The organism is uncultured Pseudoramibacter sp. (assembly GCF_903789625.1).
Classification (GTDB): domain Bacteria; phylum Bacillota; class Clostridia; order Eubacteriales; family Eubacteriaceae; genus Pseudoramibacter; species Pseudoramibacter fermentans.
In genome coordinates this window covers 115,386-131,815 of the sequence record NZ_CAIFFF010000003.1, presented here as the reverse complement: position 1 = coordinate 131,815, position 16,430 = coordinate 115,386, and the positions used below count along the sequence as shown (strand labels likewise).

Genomic DNA, 16,430 nt, shown 5'->3' with positions numbered 1-16,430 from the left:
TAAATTAAACATCTAAGAACTTTCTAATCGCAACACGGCTTCCAATCGTACCGATCAAAATACCGTACACTAAAAAGAAAATAACAATTTGTCCAATCAGGGCAGCAGGCGAGGACAAATTAGCCGTAATTGGGAGCAACGCATTACCGCTTAGATAGCCTAGAATATAGAAATATCCAGTACGCACAGCTAAAGTGGCCGCTAACGCTGCAATAATGCCTAAGAATGCCCCTTCTAAAATAAACGGAGCTCGAATATAACCGTCCGTAGCACCGACATACTTCATAATGCCTATTTCTTTTCTTCTTGCAAATACTGTCAATTTGATCGTATTGTAAATCAAGAAATAAGAAATAACAGACAAGACAATTACTACAAAAATACAAAACAGATTAATAAAATGACTAAAATTAGTCAACGCCTTAATATAATCTTTTCCGTATTTAATGTATTCAATTCCCGCATTATTTTTTTTGTTGTACTGTGAAATTTGCTTTTTTATCTTACCGAGATTGTCTGCATTTTTTGCTCTAACGATGTACGACTCCGGCATAGGGTTATTTTTAGCGTTAAACGTATCAGTTAAATCTGATGAACTATTCAACTGGTTAGAGAAATTCTTTAATGCTGTCGCCTTAGATTCGTATTTGACAGATTGAATCAAATTATTTGAATTTAAATAATTTTTCAATCCATCTTTCTGCTGTTGTGTGCAGTTTTCTGTCATATACACCTGGATTTGCAGATTACCCTCAACGTGTTTAGTAATTTGCCGAATATTCATTGTAATGACTAAAAAGATGCCCAAAATGATTAACGCAGCAGTCATTGAAATAATGGAAGCCAAGCTCATTAACGAATTTCGCCGCAAACTCTGCCCGGCATCGCGAATTGTAGATCTTCGAAGATTAAACATTCACAATCCCACCTTTGCTGCTGTCCCCGGTTAGCCTGCCATCTTCAAGTGTTAAAACTCGCTTATTTAAAAGTTTAACGATATTCATGTCATGCGTAACAACCACTGTCGTCGTGCCATGTCTGTTAATTTCGAGCAAAATACGCATAATATCCTTCGATGTTTCCGGGTCCAAATTCCCTGTCGGTTCGTCACAAATCAATATACTCGGATTGTTGATAATTGCTCTCGCAATAACAACCCGCTGCTGTTCCCCACCAGAGAGCTCATTGGGATAGTGGTACATCCGATCTGATAAGCCCACCATGCTTAATGCAAGCGGCACCTTTTTTCGAATCTTCTTTTCTGGACGTCCGATAATTTCCATGGCGTAGGCAACATTTTCATAAACATTTTTGTTTTCCAATAAACGGAAATCCTGGAAAACAACGCCTAATTTTCTTCGCAAATAAGGAATTTGTGCCTTTGACAGTTTTGAAATATCATGTCCCTTAATACGGACAACGCCGCTCGTTGCATCAATTTCTCTCAGCAATAATTTAATAAATGTCGACTTTCCAGCGCCACTACGTCCCACTAAAAAGACAAATTCTCCAGATTCAATACGCAGATTGATATCCTTCAGCGCATCTTTTTCGTTTTTTTCATATGTTTTTGTAACATTATCAAATTCTATCATAGTGTACTCTTTCTATATCAATCGATTTAAAACTCGCTTTTACAATGCGAATGCTTAATTTTTCTAGTTTAGTATAACTCAAGAATTCATAATATACAAATTATTTCAGCGTTCTTTAAAAAAAGAGACACGTCTAACTAACGTGTCTCAAGTGTCCGCATTAAAGCGCTTGTTTAAAGGTATCAACTAATGTTAACTGTTCCCACGGTAGATTCAAGTCATCTCTGCCGAAGTGACCATAGGCAGCTGTTTGTTTGTAAATTGGTCTTCTAAGATCTAAATTTTTAATGATTGCATCCGGTCTCAGGTCAACATTTTCTTCAATTAATTCGACGATTTTATCATCGGGCACGGCACCTGTACCAAAGGTATCTACGAAAATGGAAACTGGTTTAGCAACCCCAATCGCATAAGCAAGCTGTACTTCGCAGCGTTTAGCTAATTTTGCTGCAACGATATTTTTAGCAATCCATCTTGCTGCATAAGCTGCGGAACGGTCAACCTTTGTCGGATCCTTTCCGGAGAATGCGCCACCGCCATGACGGCCTACACCACCATAGGTATCGACGATGATTTTTCTTCCGGTTAAGCCAGCGTCTCCCTGAGGACCACCGATCACAAATCTTCCGGTCGGATTGACAAAAATTTTCGTATCGTCATCCATCATATCAGCATCGATAACAGGTTTGATGACATATTCGATCACATCGTGACGAATTGTCTTTGAATCGACTTCTGCACTGTGCTGCGTAGAGATCACAACCGTATCCACTCTAACCGGTGTGTTGCCGTCGTATTCAACAGTCACCTGCGATTTCCCATCTGGGCGCAGATAATCGAGCTGGCCGCTCTTTCTGACCTTTGCTAACTGTTTCGTCAATTTATGTGCTAACGAAATTGGCATCGGCATCAATTCCGGCGTTTCATCGCACGCGAAGCCAAACATCATACCTTGATCGCCTGCGCCGGTGTTCATATCTCCGCCTTCTTTTGATTCAAGAGATTCATCAACGCCCATTGCGATGTCGCTTGACTGTTCATCGATTGATGTTAAGACCGCGCAGGTATCGCAGTCAAAGCCATATTTTGCGCGATCGTAACCAATTTCTCGAATGGTTTCTCTAGCAATTTTCGGGATATCAATGTAGCAGTTCGTTGTAATTTCGCCAGTCACCAAAACTAAACCAGTCGCAACAGATGTTTCACAAGCGACACGTCCCATAGGATCCTTTTCCATGATCGCGTCTAAAACTGCGTCTGAAATTTGATCGCAGATTTTGTCTGGATGTCCTTCTGTTACTGATTCAGAAGTAAATAATCTTTTCATAATATCTCCTTTTGTATGTTATATTAAAAAATCCCACTTTGTAACGAGTGGGATTCTTTCATCCCATCATTCAGTTTCCTGAAGGTATTAGCACCATACTTTTGCTGGTTGCCGGGCTTCATTGGGCCTTTCCCTCCGCCGCTCTAGATAGGTTATTTTTCAATTGCGGTGTTCATAATAACGCTCTGCAATTCTTTTGTCAAGATTTCTTTATAATTATTTCACTATAGATAATATCCATATGAAGTGAATGCATTTTCAATATGCCGTACCCTTACATTTTCTTTATTCGTTCCAACGACTTCTACGACATCAAAACGGATTCTCGGATTTATTACTCTTCTTTTTTGTAAATATAAAATGGCCGTTCTAATGATATGTTCTTGTTTTCTAAAATTTACAGCTTGTCCGGGAGTGCCATGATGCATATTCGCTCTGTATTTAACCTCTGTAAAAACGTACATCTGGTCAATTTTTGAAATAATATCAATCTCGCCGGTTTTATCAGAATAATTTCTCGCGACGATTTGATGATTTTTGTATTTTTCCAAGTAAAATGCAGCTACATCTTCAGCCCAATTCCCTTTTTTGCGATTTAATTTTTTGTCCATCTACATAAAATTTTTAATAAAAGTTTTTCTGTGAATCGGTGTTGCACCAAATCGACGAATAGCGGCTATATGTTCCGCTGAGCCATAGCCTTTATTGCTTTCGAATCCATATTGAGGAAATTGTTTTGCGTATTCTTTCATCAAATTGTCACGATAAACTTTTGCCACGATACTTGCCGCACCGATTGAATAACATCTTTCATCTCCATGTATCATGGCTTTAACCGGAATATCTGAAGGCAATTGAACCGCATCGATTAATAACAAATCAGGGCTGGGATGAAGTTGTTCAACGGCATTGTTCATTGCTAATTTTGTCGCTTCTAGTATATTGATTTGATCGATTATTTGTGGTTCAACCTGCCCGATTCCAATGGCAATTGCTTCTTTTCTTATTTTCAGGTTGAGCTTTTCTCTCGTTTTTTCCGAAAGTTTTTTTGAATCATCAATCCCCAATATACACGACTCTTTTGGCATAATGACTGCTGCTGCAACGACCGGTCCCGCCAGAGGGCCTCGTCCAACTTCATCAATGCCCGCAATAAACTGAAAGCCTTGAGACATTAACTCATCTTCAAGTTGCTTTTTCTGATGAATTTTTTCGAGATTGGCAATTGTTCTCTGCACTTGTCTTCTCTTTTTCTTCACAAGTGCCTGCACGCCTTTTCTTGAGTCTTTTTCCAGACATGTTAAAATTTGAGACAGCTCATTTTCTGAAATTTGACTAATCCAATTGTCGATTTCTTTAATGGTCATTTTAGAAAGCTGCATTTGATCAAAATGTTGCATCATGATTTTACTCGGTGTCGCTCTCTGGCATGTCAATTGTAATTCTTCCGAATTTTCCATTTTTTATGTCTGTCAAAAGCATATTTGAAGCACGGCCATAATCGTACTCACCGCCCCGCACAAGCAGTTTTTTTTCTTCACAGATCATATCAAAAATTTTCCAAGGTTTTTTCCCCGAAATATCTTCAAGTTGATACCGATCTTGAATACGGTCCGGATAATACTGCATCATAAATTTTATGAGCTCACCAGCGAGATTTTCTTTTTCGAAAATCGTATCTTTTATCGCACCAATCCATGCCAGCTCGTTTCCAATACGTTCTGAATCAAATTTGGGCCACAAAATACCCGGTGTATCTAACAGCATGATTTTTCCTTCAGTTTGAATCCACTGCTGTCCTTTGGTGACGCCAGGTTTATTTCCTGTAACTGCCTTCTTTTTATTTGCCAAAGTATTGATAATGGCACTTTTCCCAACATTAGGGATGCCACAGATCAAGCATTTTTTTGATTGGCTTTGCTGCAGCACATTCATCAGCTTTGATCGATCACCTCGGCTATAAGCCGTAAATGCCATCACATGTTGAGCTGTCGTTTCCTTTTTAATTGCGCTGATCCATTGTTTGGTCCTTTTCGGATCAGCTAAATCAGATTTATTTAATAAAATAATATGCGTTTTTTTCCGCTTTTTAAGGAGCTGTGCAATATCCGGATTACGACTTGCGAAAGGGACACGTGCGTCCAATATTTCGATAATCGTGTCGACTAGTTTTAATTTCTCTTTAATTTGGCGCGTTGCTTTGGCCATATGCCCCGGATACCACTGCAGCTGCTTCGATGTTGTTGCCATTGTTAGTTACCTATTTTTCCCCATTTATTAAAGGGCCAAAATCTAAACACCACGTGACCGATCATATCTTTACTATCTACGAACCCTAAGGAAGTAAATCTACTGTCAGAACTGTTAGCGCGGTTATCACCCATGACAAAATATTTTCCCTTTGGAACGGTCGTCTTTGGATAATCACCGTATGGTTCTTGACTGATATAAGACTCTTTCAAAAGTTTTCCATTGCGGTAAACTTTCATATTTTTAATTTCGATAGTGTCACCGCCTTTTGCAATGACGCGCTTGACGTAATCTACGCCAGGAGAAAACCTCAACACGACAATGTCGCCATAATCAGGCTCACCCACCCGATACTCAATTTTATTAATGACGAGGCGCTGCCCTTGATGTAATGTCGGCTGCATTGAAGGTCCTTGTACGACTACGAAATCAAAGAAGAACATCTTAATCACGATTGCGATACCAACTGCAATCAAAATAGAAATAATCCAATCCTTAATACTTGCCGATTCTTCCTCGTTTTCTTTTCGTTTCTTCGACATATTGTCCCCCTAAAATATCGCATACAAAACAAGGGCCCATAAAGGACCCTTATGATTAAGTGTATTAGTCTCTGCTTTTAACTCTTGCAGCTTTCCCAACGCGATCGCGAAGATAATTTAATTTTGCTCTTCTGACCTTACCACGGCGCACAACATCGATTTGAGCAACCTTTGGAGAATGTACCGGGAAAGTTCTTTCTACGCCAATTCCAGATGATAATTTACGAACAGTGAATGATTCGTTAATGCCGCCGTGCTGTTTCTTCAGCACAACGCCTTCGAACATCTGAATTCTTTCACGTTTTCCTTCAATAACGCGTACATGAACACGAACTGTATCACCCACTTCAAATGGTGTGACTTCTTTTTTCATGTTGTCTTCTTGAACTTTTTTCAATAAATCCATAACTTGTCTCCTTTATGTAGAAAATTTGAAGATCATTCGTATAACCATACCAGCGGATCATCAAGACAGTACTTATCAATTTTAATCGAAGCGATTCATAATTGCAAGCTATTTCTCTTTTTTTAATAAATCCGGTCGTTTTTTCTGCGTAATCTCAAATGATTTAGCTTTTCGCCATTTTTTTATCTGAGCGTGATTCCCAGAAAGTAAAACTTCTGGCACCGCCATCCCCTCAACTTGCTGCGGCCTCGTGTATTGCGGATATTCGAGTAGATTACTTTCAAAAGATTCCTCCGTTAAACTTTCATCGTTTCCCAAGACACCTTGAAGGTGTCTGATAATGCTGTCAGCCATAACAAGAGCGGGAAGCTCACCTCCAGTTAAAACGTAGTCGCCTATAGAATATTCGTCAGTTACATAACGATCGATGACGCGTTGATCAACACCTTCGTAATGGCCGCATAAAAATATAAAGCGCTTGCGCTCTTTTAACCTTAAGGTTAATTTTTGACACTCTTCCGTATTAAATGGTGTACCTGAGGGCGTCAAAAAAATAATTGGAATCTCCTGATAATCCTCAATGCTTTTAATAGCTCTTATGATCGGCGGCGCCTGCATGACCATTCCAGCACCGCCGCCATAAGGGTAATCATCTACGCGATTGTGCTTGTTATTTGCAAAATCCCGAATATCAATTGCATGAACCTGTATAATATGATCTTCCAGTGCGCGCTTCATAATACTTTCAGAAAAGTATTGATTAATAATATCTGGGAATAACGTCAAAAAATATAAGTCCATCATAGCTATTTATAAATCAAAAAATTCTTCAGGAATATCGGCCAACATCGTTCCTTGATCTAAATCCCACTGATAAAAATAGCATTTTCTAAAAGGAACATAAATTTTTTTCGCTTTATTCCTGAGCTGAATCTCAAGCGTATCAACTGATCCTGTATTAGTTAACACATCCGTAATTTTTCCTATTTCACTATTTTTTTTGTCGAAAACCCGAATACCAATAAGATCAGCAATATACACTTCATCTTCTTCTAATTGATCCTGGCTGCGATCGATGCAGACCGTTGTGTTGATTAATGCTTCCGCGTCATTTCTACTTTTAATACCTTCCAATGTGAGCAGCACCATGTTTTTATGTAATCTCACGTTTTGTACATTCATTTTCTGCGGTTTATTCCCCTTTTTTTGAATATAAACCGTTTTAAATGAGAAAAACTGCTCTATAACGTCCAGCATTGGCATGACGCGCATCTCTCCTCGAATACCGTGAGCACCTGTTATTTTTCCAATTGTTAATAATTGTTTCATTCGATTTCCCAAGATATAAAAAAATGATTCGCTTGCACGAATCATCCTTCGATATTAATTATTAATCTACAATATTCAGCATAACGCGTTTATTTTCTTTACTTCCCATCGCCTTCAAGACAGAACGGATCGCTTTCGCAATCCTGCCTTGACGACCAATGACTCGGCCCATATCGCGATCGGCAACGTGAAGTTCAAGAATAATTTCATTATGCTTTTCACTTTCAGTCACTTCTACAGCATCGGGATCATCCACGAGTGCTTTAACGATCACCTCAACCAGTTCTTTCATAAAAAGTGCTCCTGATTAGTCGATGATGTTTTCTTTTTGTAAAAGCGCCTTTACTGTAGCAGATGGTTTAGCGCCATTTGAAATCCATTTTTTAACCGCATCACCGTCAATTTTAATTACAGGCGGTTCGACAGTTGGATTGTAATAGCCGACTTCTTCGATGAACTTTCCATCTCTTGGTGCTCTGATATCAGCAACAACTAAACGATAAAATGGGCTCTTTTTCTTTCCCATCCGTTTCATTCTGATTTTTACTGCCATTTTTGACTCCTTTCATTTTTGCTATCTCTATGTTCAGTAATAACATTATTATTACATAAACGGCAATTTCATTCTTCCTCTTTTTTTCTTACCCATGTTGCCCATCTGTTTCATCATTTTCCTGCTTTGTTCAAATCCCTTTAACAGGCGGTTAACATCAGCAACACTGGTCCCACTGCCATTTGCAATCCGTTTACGTCGGCTGCCATTGATGATATCCGGTTTTTCTCTTTCTTCCGGCGTCATCGAAAAAATAATGGCTTCGGTTCTACTCATTTGTTTTTCTGTAGCTGCCATATCTAAGCCAGCCAGAGCTTTCTTATTCACACCTGGCATCATTTCAAGCAGGCTTGAAATGGAACCCATTTTTTGGAGCTGATGGAGCTGATCAAGGAAGTCATTGAGATCAAAAGATGCATTGCGTATCTTTTGTTCCATAATTCTGGCTTCTTCTTCATCGACCATCCCTTGTGCTTTATCGATTAATGAAAGCACATCGCCCATTCCCAAAATACGGGAAGCCATTCGGTCTGGATGAAAAGATTCAATATCTGATAGCTTTTCACCAGTTCCGATAAAAACAATCGGTTTTTGCGTGGTGTACGCGACAGACAGAGCCGCGCCGCCTCTGGTATCGCCATCAAGTTTTGTCAAGACCACACCAGTTATACCTAGTTTTTCATCGAAGGTTTGTGAAACATTTACGGATTCCTGACCTGTCATTCCATCAACAACCAGCAATTTTTCTGTCGGTTGGATGGCCTGATCGATATCAGATAACTCCTGCATCAATGTCTCGTCAATCTGTAAACGGCCAGCGGTATCGATAATAACTAAATTATAGCCCTTACCTGCTGCAATTTTCTTCGCTTCTTCCGCTATTTCGACTGGATTTTGATTTGCCTCATCGGAATAAACAGGTATGCCCAGTTCTTTTCCCAGAACTTTTAACTGTTCAATTGCTGCAGGTCTGTACACATCAGCAGCGACGAGCAGCGGCCTTAACGAAGCTTCTTTTCTCAATAAATTGGCAATTTTTGCCGCTGTGGTTGTTTTCCCGGCCCCTTGAAGACCAATCATCATAAAGACATTCATTTTATCTTTTGAAATCTCAAGTTTTTGATCTTCACCGCCGAGCATCTTCACCATTTCTTCATTGACAACTTTAACGTATTGCTGCCCTGGTGTTAAAGATTTAAGAACTTCTTCGCCTTTTGCTCGTTCACTGACTGACTTAGTAAAGGACTTAACCACTTTAAAGTTGACATCTGCTTCTAGGAGAGCTAACTTGATTTCTCTATTTGCAGCCTTGATGTCAGATTCATCAAGCTTGCCTTTTTTTCGCATTCCCGCGAATACATTTTGAAATTTTTCGCTTAACCCTTCAAACATGATTGTTTCCTCTAATATTCATCTTTAAAATCATCAATTTCTTTTGATAATTTTTTGAGCGTCTTTATCGCTACCGGCGATTGTTTGATCATCTCATCCGTTTGCAACTCGTCCAACTCTGTTTCAATATTGGCGATTAGAATTTTTGTCTTTTCAAACCGCTCTACGAGATGGAGTTTGTTTTCAAATTTTTGCAGCTGATTGCGCCCTCTACGAATGGCATCATATGCGCCTTGTCTGGTCATTTGCACGATTTCAGCAATTTCAGTCGCCGAATAATCATCGTTATAGTAATACGATAATGGCAATTTTAATTTCGACGAAAGCAATTCTCCATAGAAATCAAAAAGCAACTGTTCTTGATATTTTTTCTGGATCGACTCTTCTTTTGACATAGACCTTTTTCCTAAAGACTTATATATTTTACAAATCTTTCCATGATGTGTCAAGTCTTTTTCTTTACAATTTATTATGAATTCGCATCTTCATCGGGATGGTACAACATTTCAACAAAATCCTTTGCATTAAATGGGATTAGATCTTCTGCTTTTTCTCCAAGACCCACATATTCAATTGGAATCTTCAATTCATTTAAAATAGGAATAATTACGCCGCCTTTAGCTGTGCCGTCGAGCTTTGTCATAATGATACCACTCAGTGGAACCGCATCATTAAACGTTTTGGCCTGCGTTAAAGCGTTTTGCCCCGTTGTCGCATCCACAACCAAGACATTATGGATGTGATAATCGCCCTTTTCTCTTTCGCAGATTCGATTCAGCTTATTTAATTCGTTCATTAGATTGACTTTGTTATGCAGACGTCCAGCCGTATCGCAAATCAATATATCCGCATTTTTAGCTTGAGCAGAATGAATCGCATCAAAAACAACTGAAGCCGGATCGGCTCCTGAACGGCTTGTGATGATATCAACTCCGATTCGGTCCGCCCAAGTTTCTAGTTGTTCCACAGCAGCTGCACGAAACGTATCTGCCGCAGCGAGCACTACTTTTTTCCCTTCACTCTTATACTTTTGAGCTAATTTAGCTATTGTAGTCGTTTTTCCAACGCCATTTACCCCTACAACTAATGTGATTGCAGGAAATTGAATCGGATCTTCCGGAATATCAACCATCTGGATCATGATATTCTGAAGTTCTTCAATGACACTTTCGGTGGTTTTCAATTTTTTTATCTTGATATTATCCTGCAGTTCTTCGACAATCGTTTCCGCCGTATTGACACTGATATCTGATAATATTAAATTTTCTTCCAGTTCATCAAAAAAATCTTCGTCTAATTCTTTGTAATAAAGCAAATGATCAATTTTTTCAGTGAATTTTTTTGTCGTGCTGGAAACGCGATCGCGCATTTTTTTAAATACAGAAGCCATTCTATTCTCCTTTTATAATATTAAATATAATCTGATATTTTTACTGAGACAACTTTTGAAATGCCTGTGTTCGTCATTGAAATTCCATAAATCGAATCGCAGATTTTTAATGTGTTTTTCCGATGCGTAATTAATATGAATTGAGTTTGATCATAAATTTTCTTTAAATAAGTCGTAAAGCGGTAAATGTTTTGATCATCTAGAGCCGCATCCACCTCATCAATGATACAAAACGGTGATGGATTAAGCTTTAAAAAGGCAAACAGTAGGCAAATTGCTGTCATCGCTTTTTCCCCACCTGACATTAGCGACAGCTGTTTTAAATTTTTCCCAGGCGGCTGAGCTTCAAGTCCAATACCGCTTTGTAGGATATTTTGAGGGTCCATATAAAATAGGTTTGCCTTTCCGCCGCCAAACAATTCTTTAAATATTTGTGAGAAATACAACTGAAGCTTTTTAAATTCAAAATCAAATCTTTCTGTCATTTCTTTTTGAAGGTCCTGAATCATTTTTTCTATTTTCTCTTTTGATTTTAATAGATCGTAATATTGATTTTGAATAAAAAGATATCTTTGATTGATCTCTTCGTAATCTTCAATTGCATTCACATTGACATTGCCCAGATCTTTAATTTGCTGTTCTAAAGACTGAATAGACGACTTGTCAACAGCCGTTTCGTCCCAATTTTTATTTCTCAGCCAATCACTAATCATCGTGAGATTCATATCGTAACGTCTCATCATTTTGTCGGACATATTTTGTCCTACCGTTAATATGCGGTGTGATGCGATTTGCAGCTTGTTCAATTCTTCATTTTGCAAAACCTGCTGATGATTTAACGTTCTAATTTTTCTGTCGGTATCCTCTATTTGTTCGTCTATTTTTGCTTCACTCTCTGCAAATGAATTGGCCTTTTCTTTTCGGTCAATTTCCTGCTTTTGTAATAATAGAATCGACTGATCGATTTCTTTCAAATACGCTTTGCTTTGTTTTGCAGCCATTTCAAGCTCTTTAGAGAGAGTGATCTGAGCCTCAATTTTTTGTATGAGTTGATCAATTTGCTGTTTTACATTTTCTGATTGTTTCTTTTTTAATTTAATGCCTTCATCATTTTTTGCAATTGCAATGTTGTATTTGGCAATGATCCGGTCATTTTCCCTTTGCTTTTGATGCAGCGCATTTAATTGATTTTGAATATCGCTTTGATTAACAGCATGATCGTTAGTATCGTCTTTTGTTATCAGCTCTTTAATTTTTTTGATTGATTTTTGTATGTCACTGAACCTATTTTTCAGTTGTTGACATTCTTTTTCTTCTTGATCAATATTTGTATGTATATCTAAATTCGTTTTGATTAATGTCTTACTTTTATGATTTTCTTCGAAAATAAGCCGTTTAACTTCTTCGTCATGAGCCTTTAATTTCAAATAGTTTTGCTGTTGAGTTGATCGTGATTTCTGTACAACAGCTAGTTCACGATCACAATCTGCTATTTGCGTAGCCATTTTCTTTTCTTGAAGTGCATAGGTTTTAAGCTCGTCTTTTTTATTGTATCGGTAGGTACTTTGATTCTTTTTCTGCCTCCCACCGACAATTGCACCGCCTGCATAAAAGATTTCACCATCCAAGGTCACAATCATGTAGTATCTCACAACATGCCGCATTTGTCTCGCCGCATCGAATTTGTCGATCACAATCACTCTACCCAATAAACTTTCAACCGCCGGCTGAATTTCAGGAGAAAATCGAATTAAGTCAGACGCAATACCGACATAGCCTTCAAAATGAGCAAAACTGCTTTTTTCTCCTTCAGAAATCTGATTATTTTTTAAATTGGATAAAGGCAAAAAAGTGACACGCCCAGAACGATTCTTTTTTAATAATTCTATACAATAACGAGCCGTGTCAACATCGGCAACAATAATATTTTGAGTCTTTCTTCCTAAAGCAGAATCTATTGCATAAATTAAATTGTTCGGAACTTCAATGAGATCGCCAACGGGCCCAAAAATATTATGTTGTATTTGTTTTGGCATTGAGCTTTTTCTGCTCATAATCCATCTTGTCCCAGGCACATAATCCAAGAACTGGCTTTGTACCCTTTTAAGATAATCAGTCCGAGTCCTGAGAAGTGATTGATCATTTCTGAGTTGATAAATCTGTTTCGATAGCTTTTTCTCTTCATCTTTTAATTGATTAAGTGTCTCTTGTGCTTCTGATAATTGCCTTTGAATGTCTGCAGCCTGCTTTTGATCTTGTTCTAACTTTGCGTGCTCGCGTTCATAATGCTTCTTATTTTCCGAAATGGTATTTTTTTCATTCCGTATGTGCTGCATTCTAATATTGATTTTTTCTTCAATAACTGATAACTCTGAATCGTATTGTGCGATTTTATCTTTATTTTTTTCTCGTTCAGATTGAAAATTCTTATCAATTCCCTGCGCTTTTGTTAATTGAGCTTGAATTTTTCCAATAGCTTGCGCATGCTCATTGCCCTTTTTTTGCTGCAGTGCTTGTTCGTGCCTTAAACGCTCATTATCCTTTTGGAGCGCCTGGATCTCATCAGCTATCTCATCTATTTTTTTCTGATTCTCATCCTTTTGAGTCGATAAATCTGTTATGAGTTCATTGCATCTGCCGATTTCAAATGTTGTGCGATTGATTTGTTCTTCTATACGCGCTTTGTCTTTTTCAACATTCACGTTGTTCTTGGATATTTCTTTAAATAATAGATCACTTTCTTTTTTAGATTCTAATATTTTCTTCTTCTGAACACGTAATCGTTGATATTGCGCGTCCGCATCATGTATGTCTATTTTTATTTTATTGATTTCATCGTTACATTGATCGAGCGCTTTTTGATTTTCTGATTTTTTTCTTTCAAGTGCTTGGTATTCCTTTTGAAACGAGATTAAATCTAACCTTTTCAGCTTTTCTTTCAAGTCAAGGTAACGCTTTGCTTTTTCCGCCTGTTTCGATAATGGCGTGCGCTGACGTTCCAATTCAAGCATCAAATCCTGAATCCGCTCCATATTCGCTTGAGCAGAATCTAATTCTTTTTGTGCTTCATGCTCACGGGATTTATAATTAACGATGCCAACCGCTTCTTCAATAATCCCCCTTAAAGTATCCGGATCGCTGTTAATAATATTTTCTATATTTCCTTGACCTACTATTGAGTAGCCATTTTTTCCAAGACCCGTGTCTGCAAATATCGCGTGAATATCCCTCAAACGAACCGATTGATTATTAATCAGATACGCGGATTCTCCTGTTTTAAAGAGCCTGCGCGTTATGGAGACTTCGTCAGGAAATTCGCTAAAATATCGGTCCGAATTATCCAATAGAATCGTCACTTCTGCGTATCCCATCGGATTATGAAAAGATGTGCCCGAAAAAATAACGTCATCCATTTGTTTTCCGCGCAGAGATTTACTGCTTTGCTCTCCCAGAACCCACCGGATCGCATCGATGATATTGCTTTTGCCACTTCCATTAGGACCGATAATGGCTGTGATATTAGGATCAAAAGTGAGTTCAACGGAATTCGCGAAAGATTTAAATCCGACCATTCGCAACGATTTTAAATACATAAATATTATTACACCTTTAATTACAGATCTAATTTAATTTTTTATATAATACATTTTTAGCAGCCTGCTGTTCAGCCTCTTTTTTCGTTTTCCCTACGCCATCGCCGCATTTTTCCCCATTAATAAATAAGGAGACGTAAAAATTCTTTTCGTGTTCCGGCCCTGTTGTGTGGTCAAGAACGTATTCAATAACATGCTCCTTTTGTTGTTGAATCAGCTCTTGTAAGGCTGTTTTATAATCATTATTCAAATGTCCGCTAAGCGCTAAATGTATGTTTTCGTCCAATAAAGAATAAGCGATTTTTTTTGTTTGATCGTAGTCTGAATCTAGGAACACTGCACCAATTAAAGCTTCAAAAGCATTCTCTAATATTGATCTGCGATGTCTTCCTCCGGATGCGATTTCACCTTTTCCCAATAATAGAAAATCGCCCAAATGGATTTTCGCTGCCGCTCTGGATAAAGATTCGGAGCATACAATACTTGCTCGAAGCCGTGTCATTTTTCCTTCAGAAAAATTGAAATGCTTGTACAAGTATTCTGAAATAGATAATTCCAAAACAGCATCTCCAAGATATTCCAATCTTTCATTGTTCGTGTCGCTTTTTCCATACGAACTATGGGTTAACGCTTCGATTAGATATTTTTTTTCATCAAAATAATAATTGATTTCTTCTTCTAATTTATTAGTTTCCATTTCTAAAAGAATCCTTATATTAACGAAAAAGCTCCCATATAAATGGGAGCTTCATCAAGTTTCATTTAAGCGTCAAGAATTTTAATAATGTCACCGACTGTTTTGATGTTTTCTAATTGATCATCTGGGACCTTGACACCAAATTCATCTTCAAAAGCCATAACCAGTTCAACAATATCCAAAGAATCTGCATCGAGATCTTCTACCAAATTGCTATCTTCGCTGATTTCGTCTTCAGAAACACCTAACTGTTCTGCAATGATGTTTTTTACCTGATCAAGTTTATCACTCATCGTTTGATCCTCCATTTAATTATTTAGACTGCATTTCACTATTTATTGTGTTTTCAATTTTCGCTATGATGTCGCCATCCATGTAAGCAATTGCCTGCTTAATTGCATTTTTGATCGCATAAGCATTGGAGCTGCCATGTGCCTTAATCAGTCCATTGCGTATGCCAAGAAACGGTGCACCACCCACTTCATCAGAACTAAATTCTTTCTTAAAAGATTGGAGATCTTTTTTTATGAGTGCTCCGCCAATTTTACCTCTGGTCGAACCTAAGATGGCTTGCTTTAATCCATTTAATAAAAAGCTGGAAAGTCCCTCGAGCTGTTTTAATAATATATTCCCGGTAAAACCATCTGTGACGATAATATCTGCTTCACCGGTCATGACGTCACGAGATTCAATATTGCCAATAAAATTAATTGACTTTGTCTCTGATAAAAGCTGATACGCTTTTTTAACCAGAACGCTGCCTTTTTCTTCTTCTGTACCTATGTTAAGTAAAGCAACTTTCGGATAGGCAATGTTAAAAACATTTTGATAGTAGATTGATCCTAAAATACCAAACTGCTGCAGGTATTCTGCTTTACAATCTGCGTTCGCTCCTGAATCCAAAAGTAAAGTCACATGATCTTTTGTCGGAAGCGGCGTTGCTAAAGCAGGTCTTTTAATTCCTTTGATGCGCCCCAGCTTGAAGAGACCGCCTGCCAACAAGGCACCTGTTGAACCGGCTGACACAAGCACACTATTTTCTTCTTCTTGATTGACTGCATCTAACCCGACAACGATCGAAGAATCCTTTTTTTCTCTAATCGCCTTCATAGGTTCTTCATTAAAGCCAATCACCGACTTCGCCGGCAGAATATCGATAGCTTCTTTTGGATATTTTGCCAAAGACAACTCGTCACGGATCGCCGACTCGTCGCCGACGAGGGTCAAATGAACATGATATTCATTGACCGCATCGACGCAGCCCTTAACAATTTCTCTCGGGGCATAGTCGCCACCCATTGCATCCACAAAGATATGCATATTGTTTCCCTTAAAAATTAGAAAAACAGAGGCAAA

At 38.2% G+C, this 16,430-nt stretch carries 19 protein-coding genes and 1 riboswitch; all 19 genes read right to left on the bottom strand.

The window, feature by feature from the left end; genetic code table 11:
• Positions 1 to 4: 4 nt before the first annotated feature.
• Positions 5 to 916: a permease-like cell division protein FtsX gene (gene ftsX, locus QZX60_RS03075; protein WP_295361266.1), complete on the bottom strand. Its 912-nt coding sequence runs from the start codon at positions 914 to 916 to the stop codon at positions 5 to 7.
• A complete protein-coding gene (ftsE, locus tag QZX60_RS03070) occupies positions 909 to 1,595 on the bottom strand; it encodes a cell division ATP-binding protein FtsE (RefSeq protein WP_295361264.1) in 687 nt (228 codons plus the stop codon). The genes ftsX and ftsE overlap by 8 nt, the downstream gene beginning before the upstream one ends.
• A 160-nt stretch (positions 1,596 to 1,755) precedes the next feature.
• Complete coding sequence (gene metK, locus QZX60_RS03065) at positions 1,756 to 2,925, bottom strand: methionine adenosyltransferase (RefSeq protein WP_295361389.1); 1,170 nt, start codon at positions 2,923 to 2,925, stop codon at positions 1,756 to 1,758.
• A 57-nt stretch (positions 2,926 to 2,982) separates the two neighbouring features.
• A riboswitch (SAM riboswitch) is annotated at positions 2,983 to 3,076 on the bottom strand.
• 70 nt (positions 3,077 to 3,146) lie between these two features.
• Positions 3,147 to 3,533: a YraN family protein gene (locus QZX60_RS03060; protein ID WP_295361262.1), complete on the bottom strand. Its 387-nt coding sequence runs from the start codon at positions 3,531 to 3,533 to the stop codon at positions 3,147 to 3,149.
• Positions 3,534 to 4,382, bottom strand: a complete 849-nt coding sequence (locus tag QZX60_RS03055; RefSeq protein ID WP_295361259.1) for a ribonuclease HII — start codon at positions 4,380 to 4,382, stop codon at positions 3,534 to 3,536.
• Positions 4,330 to 5,172, bottom strand: coding sequence for a ribosome biogenesis GTPase YlqF (ylqF, locus tag QZX60_RS03050; RefSeq protein WP_295361256.1), 843 nt, complete (start codon positions 5,170 to 5,172; stop codon positions 4,330 to 4,332). Before ylqF ends, QZX60_RS03055 begins: the two co-directional genes overlap by 53 nt.
• Positions 5,173 to 5,174: 2 nt before the next feature.
• The gene (lepB, locus tag QZX60_RS03045) at positions 5,175 to 5,714 is read right to left on the bottom strand and encodes a signal peptidase I (protein ID WP_295361253.1); all 540 of its coding nucleotides are present in this window, start codon (positions 5,712 to 5,714) and stop codon (positions 5,175 to 5,177) included.
• 64 nt (positions 5,715 to 5,778) lie between these two features.
• Positions 5,779 to 6,120 (bottom strand): 50S ribosomal protein L19, encoded by a 342-nt coding sequence (rplS, locus tag QZX60_RS03040; RefSeq protein WP_154576645.1) that lies wholly within the window; start codon positions 6,118 to 6,120, stop codon positions 5,779 to 5,781.
• 108 nt (positions 6,121 to 6,228) lie between these two features.
• A complete protein-coding gene (trmD, locus tag QZX60_RS03035; RefSeq protein ID WP_295361386.1) occupies positions 6,229 to 6,921 on the bottom strand; it encodes a tRNA (guanosine(37)-N1)-methyltransferase TrmD in 693 nt (230 codons plus the stop codon).
• Between the two features lie 9 nt (positions 6,922 to 6,930).
• Complete coding sequence (rimM, locus tag QZX60_RS03030) at positions 6,931 to 7,449, bottom strand: ribosome maturation factor RimM (protein ID WP_295361249.1); 519 nt, start codon at positions 7,447 to 7,449, stop codon at positions 6,931 to 6,933.
• 61 nt (positions 7,450 to 7,510) lie between these two features.
• Positions 7,511 to 7,741: a KH domain-containing protein gene (locus QZX60_RS03025; protein WP_295361246.1), complete on the bottom strand. Its 231-nt coding sequence runs from the start codon at positions 7,739 to 7,741 to the stop codon at positions 7,511 to 7,513.
• Positions 7,742 to 7,756: 15 nt separating this feature from the next.
• The gene (gene rpsP / locus QZX60_RS03020) at positions 7,757 to 8,002 is read right to left on the bottom strand and encodes a 30S ribosomal protein S16 (RefSeq protein WP_295361244.1); all 246 of its coding nucleotides are present in this window, start codon (positions 8,000 to 8,002) and stop codon (positions 7,757 to 7,759) included.
• Positions 8,003 to 8,053: 51 nt separating this feature from the next.
• Positions 8,054 to 9,397 carry a signal recognition particle protein gene (ffh, locus tag QZX60_RS03015; protein ID WP_295361383.1) on the bottom strand — a complete coding sequence of 448 codons (1,344 nt, stop codon included), beginning with the start codon at positions 9,395 to 9,397 and terminating at the stop codon, positions 8,054 to 8,056.
• Positions 9,398 to 9,405: 8 nt separating this feature from the next.
• The gene (locus QZX60_RS03010; RefSeq protein ID WP_295361240.1) at positions 9,406 to 9,789 is read right to left on the bottom strand and encodes a DNA-binding protein; all 384 of its coding nucleotides are present in this window, start codon (positions 9,787 to 9,789) and stop codon (positions 9,406 to 9,408) included.
• A gap of 74 nt (positions 9,790 to 9,863) precedes the next feature.
• The gene (gene ftsY, locus QZX60_RS03005) at positions 9,864 to 10,784 is read right to left on the bottom strand and encodes a signal recognition particle-docking protein FtsY (protein WP_295361237.1); all 921 of its coding nucleotides are present in this window, start codon (positions 10,782 to 10,784) and stop codon (positions 9,864 to 9,866) included.
• Between the two features lie 20 nt (positions 10,785 to 10,804).
• Complete coding sequence (gene smc / locus QZX60_RS03000; protein ID WP_295361235.1) at positions 10,805 to 14,377, bottom strand: chromosome segregation protein SMC; 3,573 nt, start codon at positions 14,375 to 14,377, stop codon at positions 10,805 to 10,807.
• Positions 14,378 to 14,405: 28 nt separating this feature from the next.
• Complete coding sequence (rnc, locus tag QZX60_RS02995; protein ID WP_295361232.1) at positions 14,406 to 15,074, bottom strand: ribonuclease III; 669 nt, start codon at positions 15,072 to 15,074, stop codon at positions 14,406 to 14,408.
• Between the two features lie 65 nt (positions 15,075 to 15,139).
• Positions 15,140 to 15,367 (bottom strand): acyl carrier protein, encoded by a 228-nt coding sequence (locus tag QZX60_RS02990; protein WP_154576654.1) that lies wholly within the window; start codon positions 15,365 to 15,367, stop codon positions 15,140 to 15,142.
• Between the two features lie 19 nt (positions 15,368 to 15,386).
• The gene (gene plsX, locus QZX60_RS02985; protein ID WP_295361227.1) at positions 15,387 to 16,394 is read right to left on the bottom strand and encodes a phosphate acyltransferase PlsX; all 1,008 of its coding nucleotides are present in this window, start codon (positions 16,392 to 16,394) and stop codon (positions 15,387 to 15,389) included.
• Positions 16,395 to 16,430 lie beyond the last annotated feature (36 nt).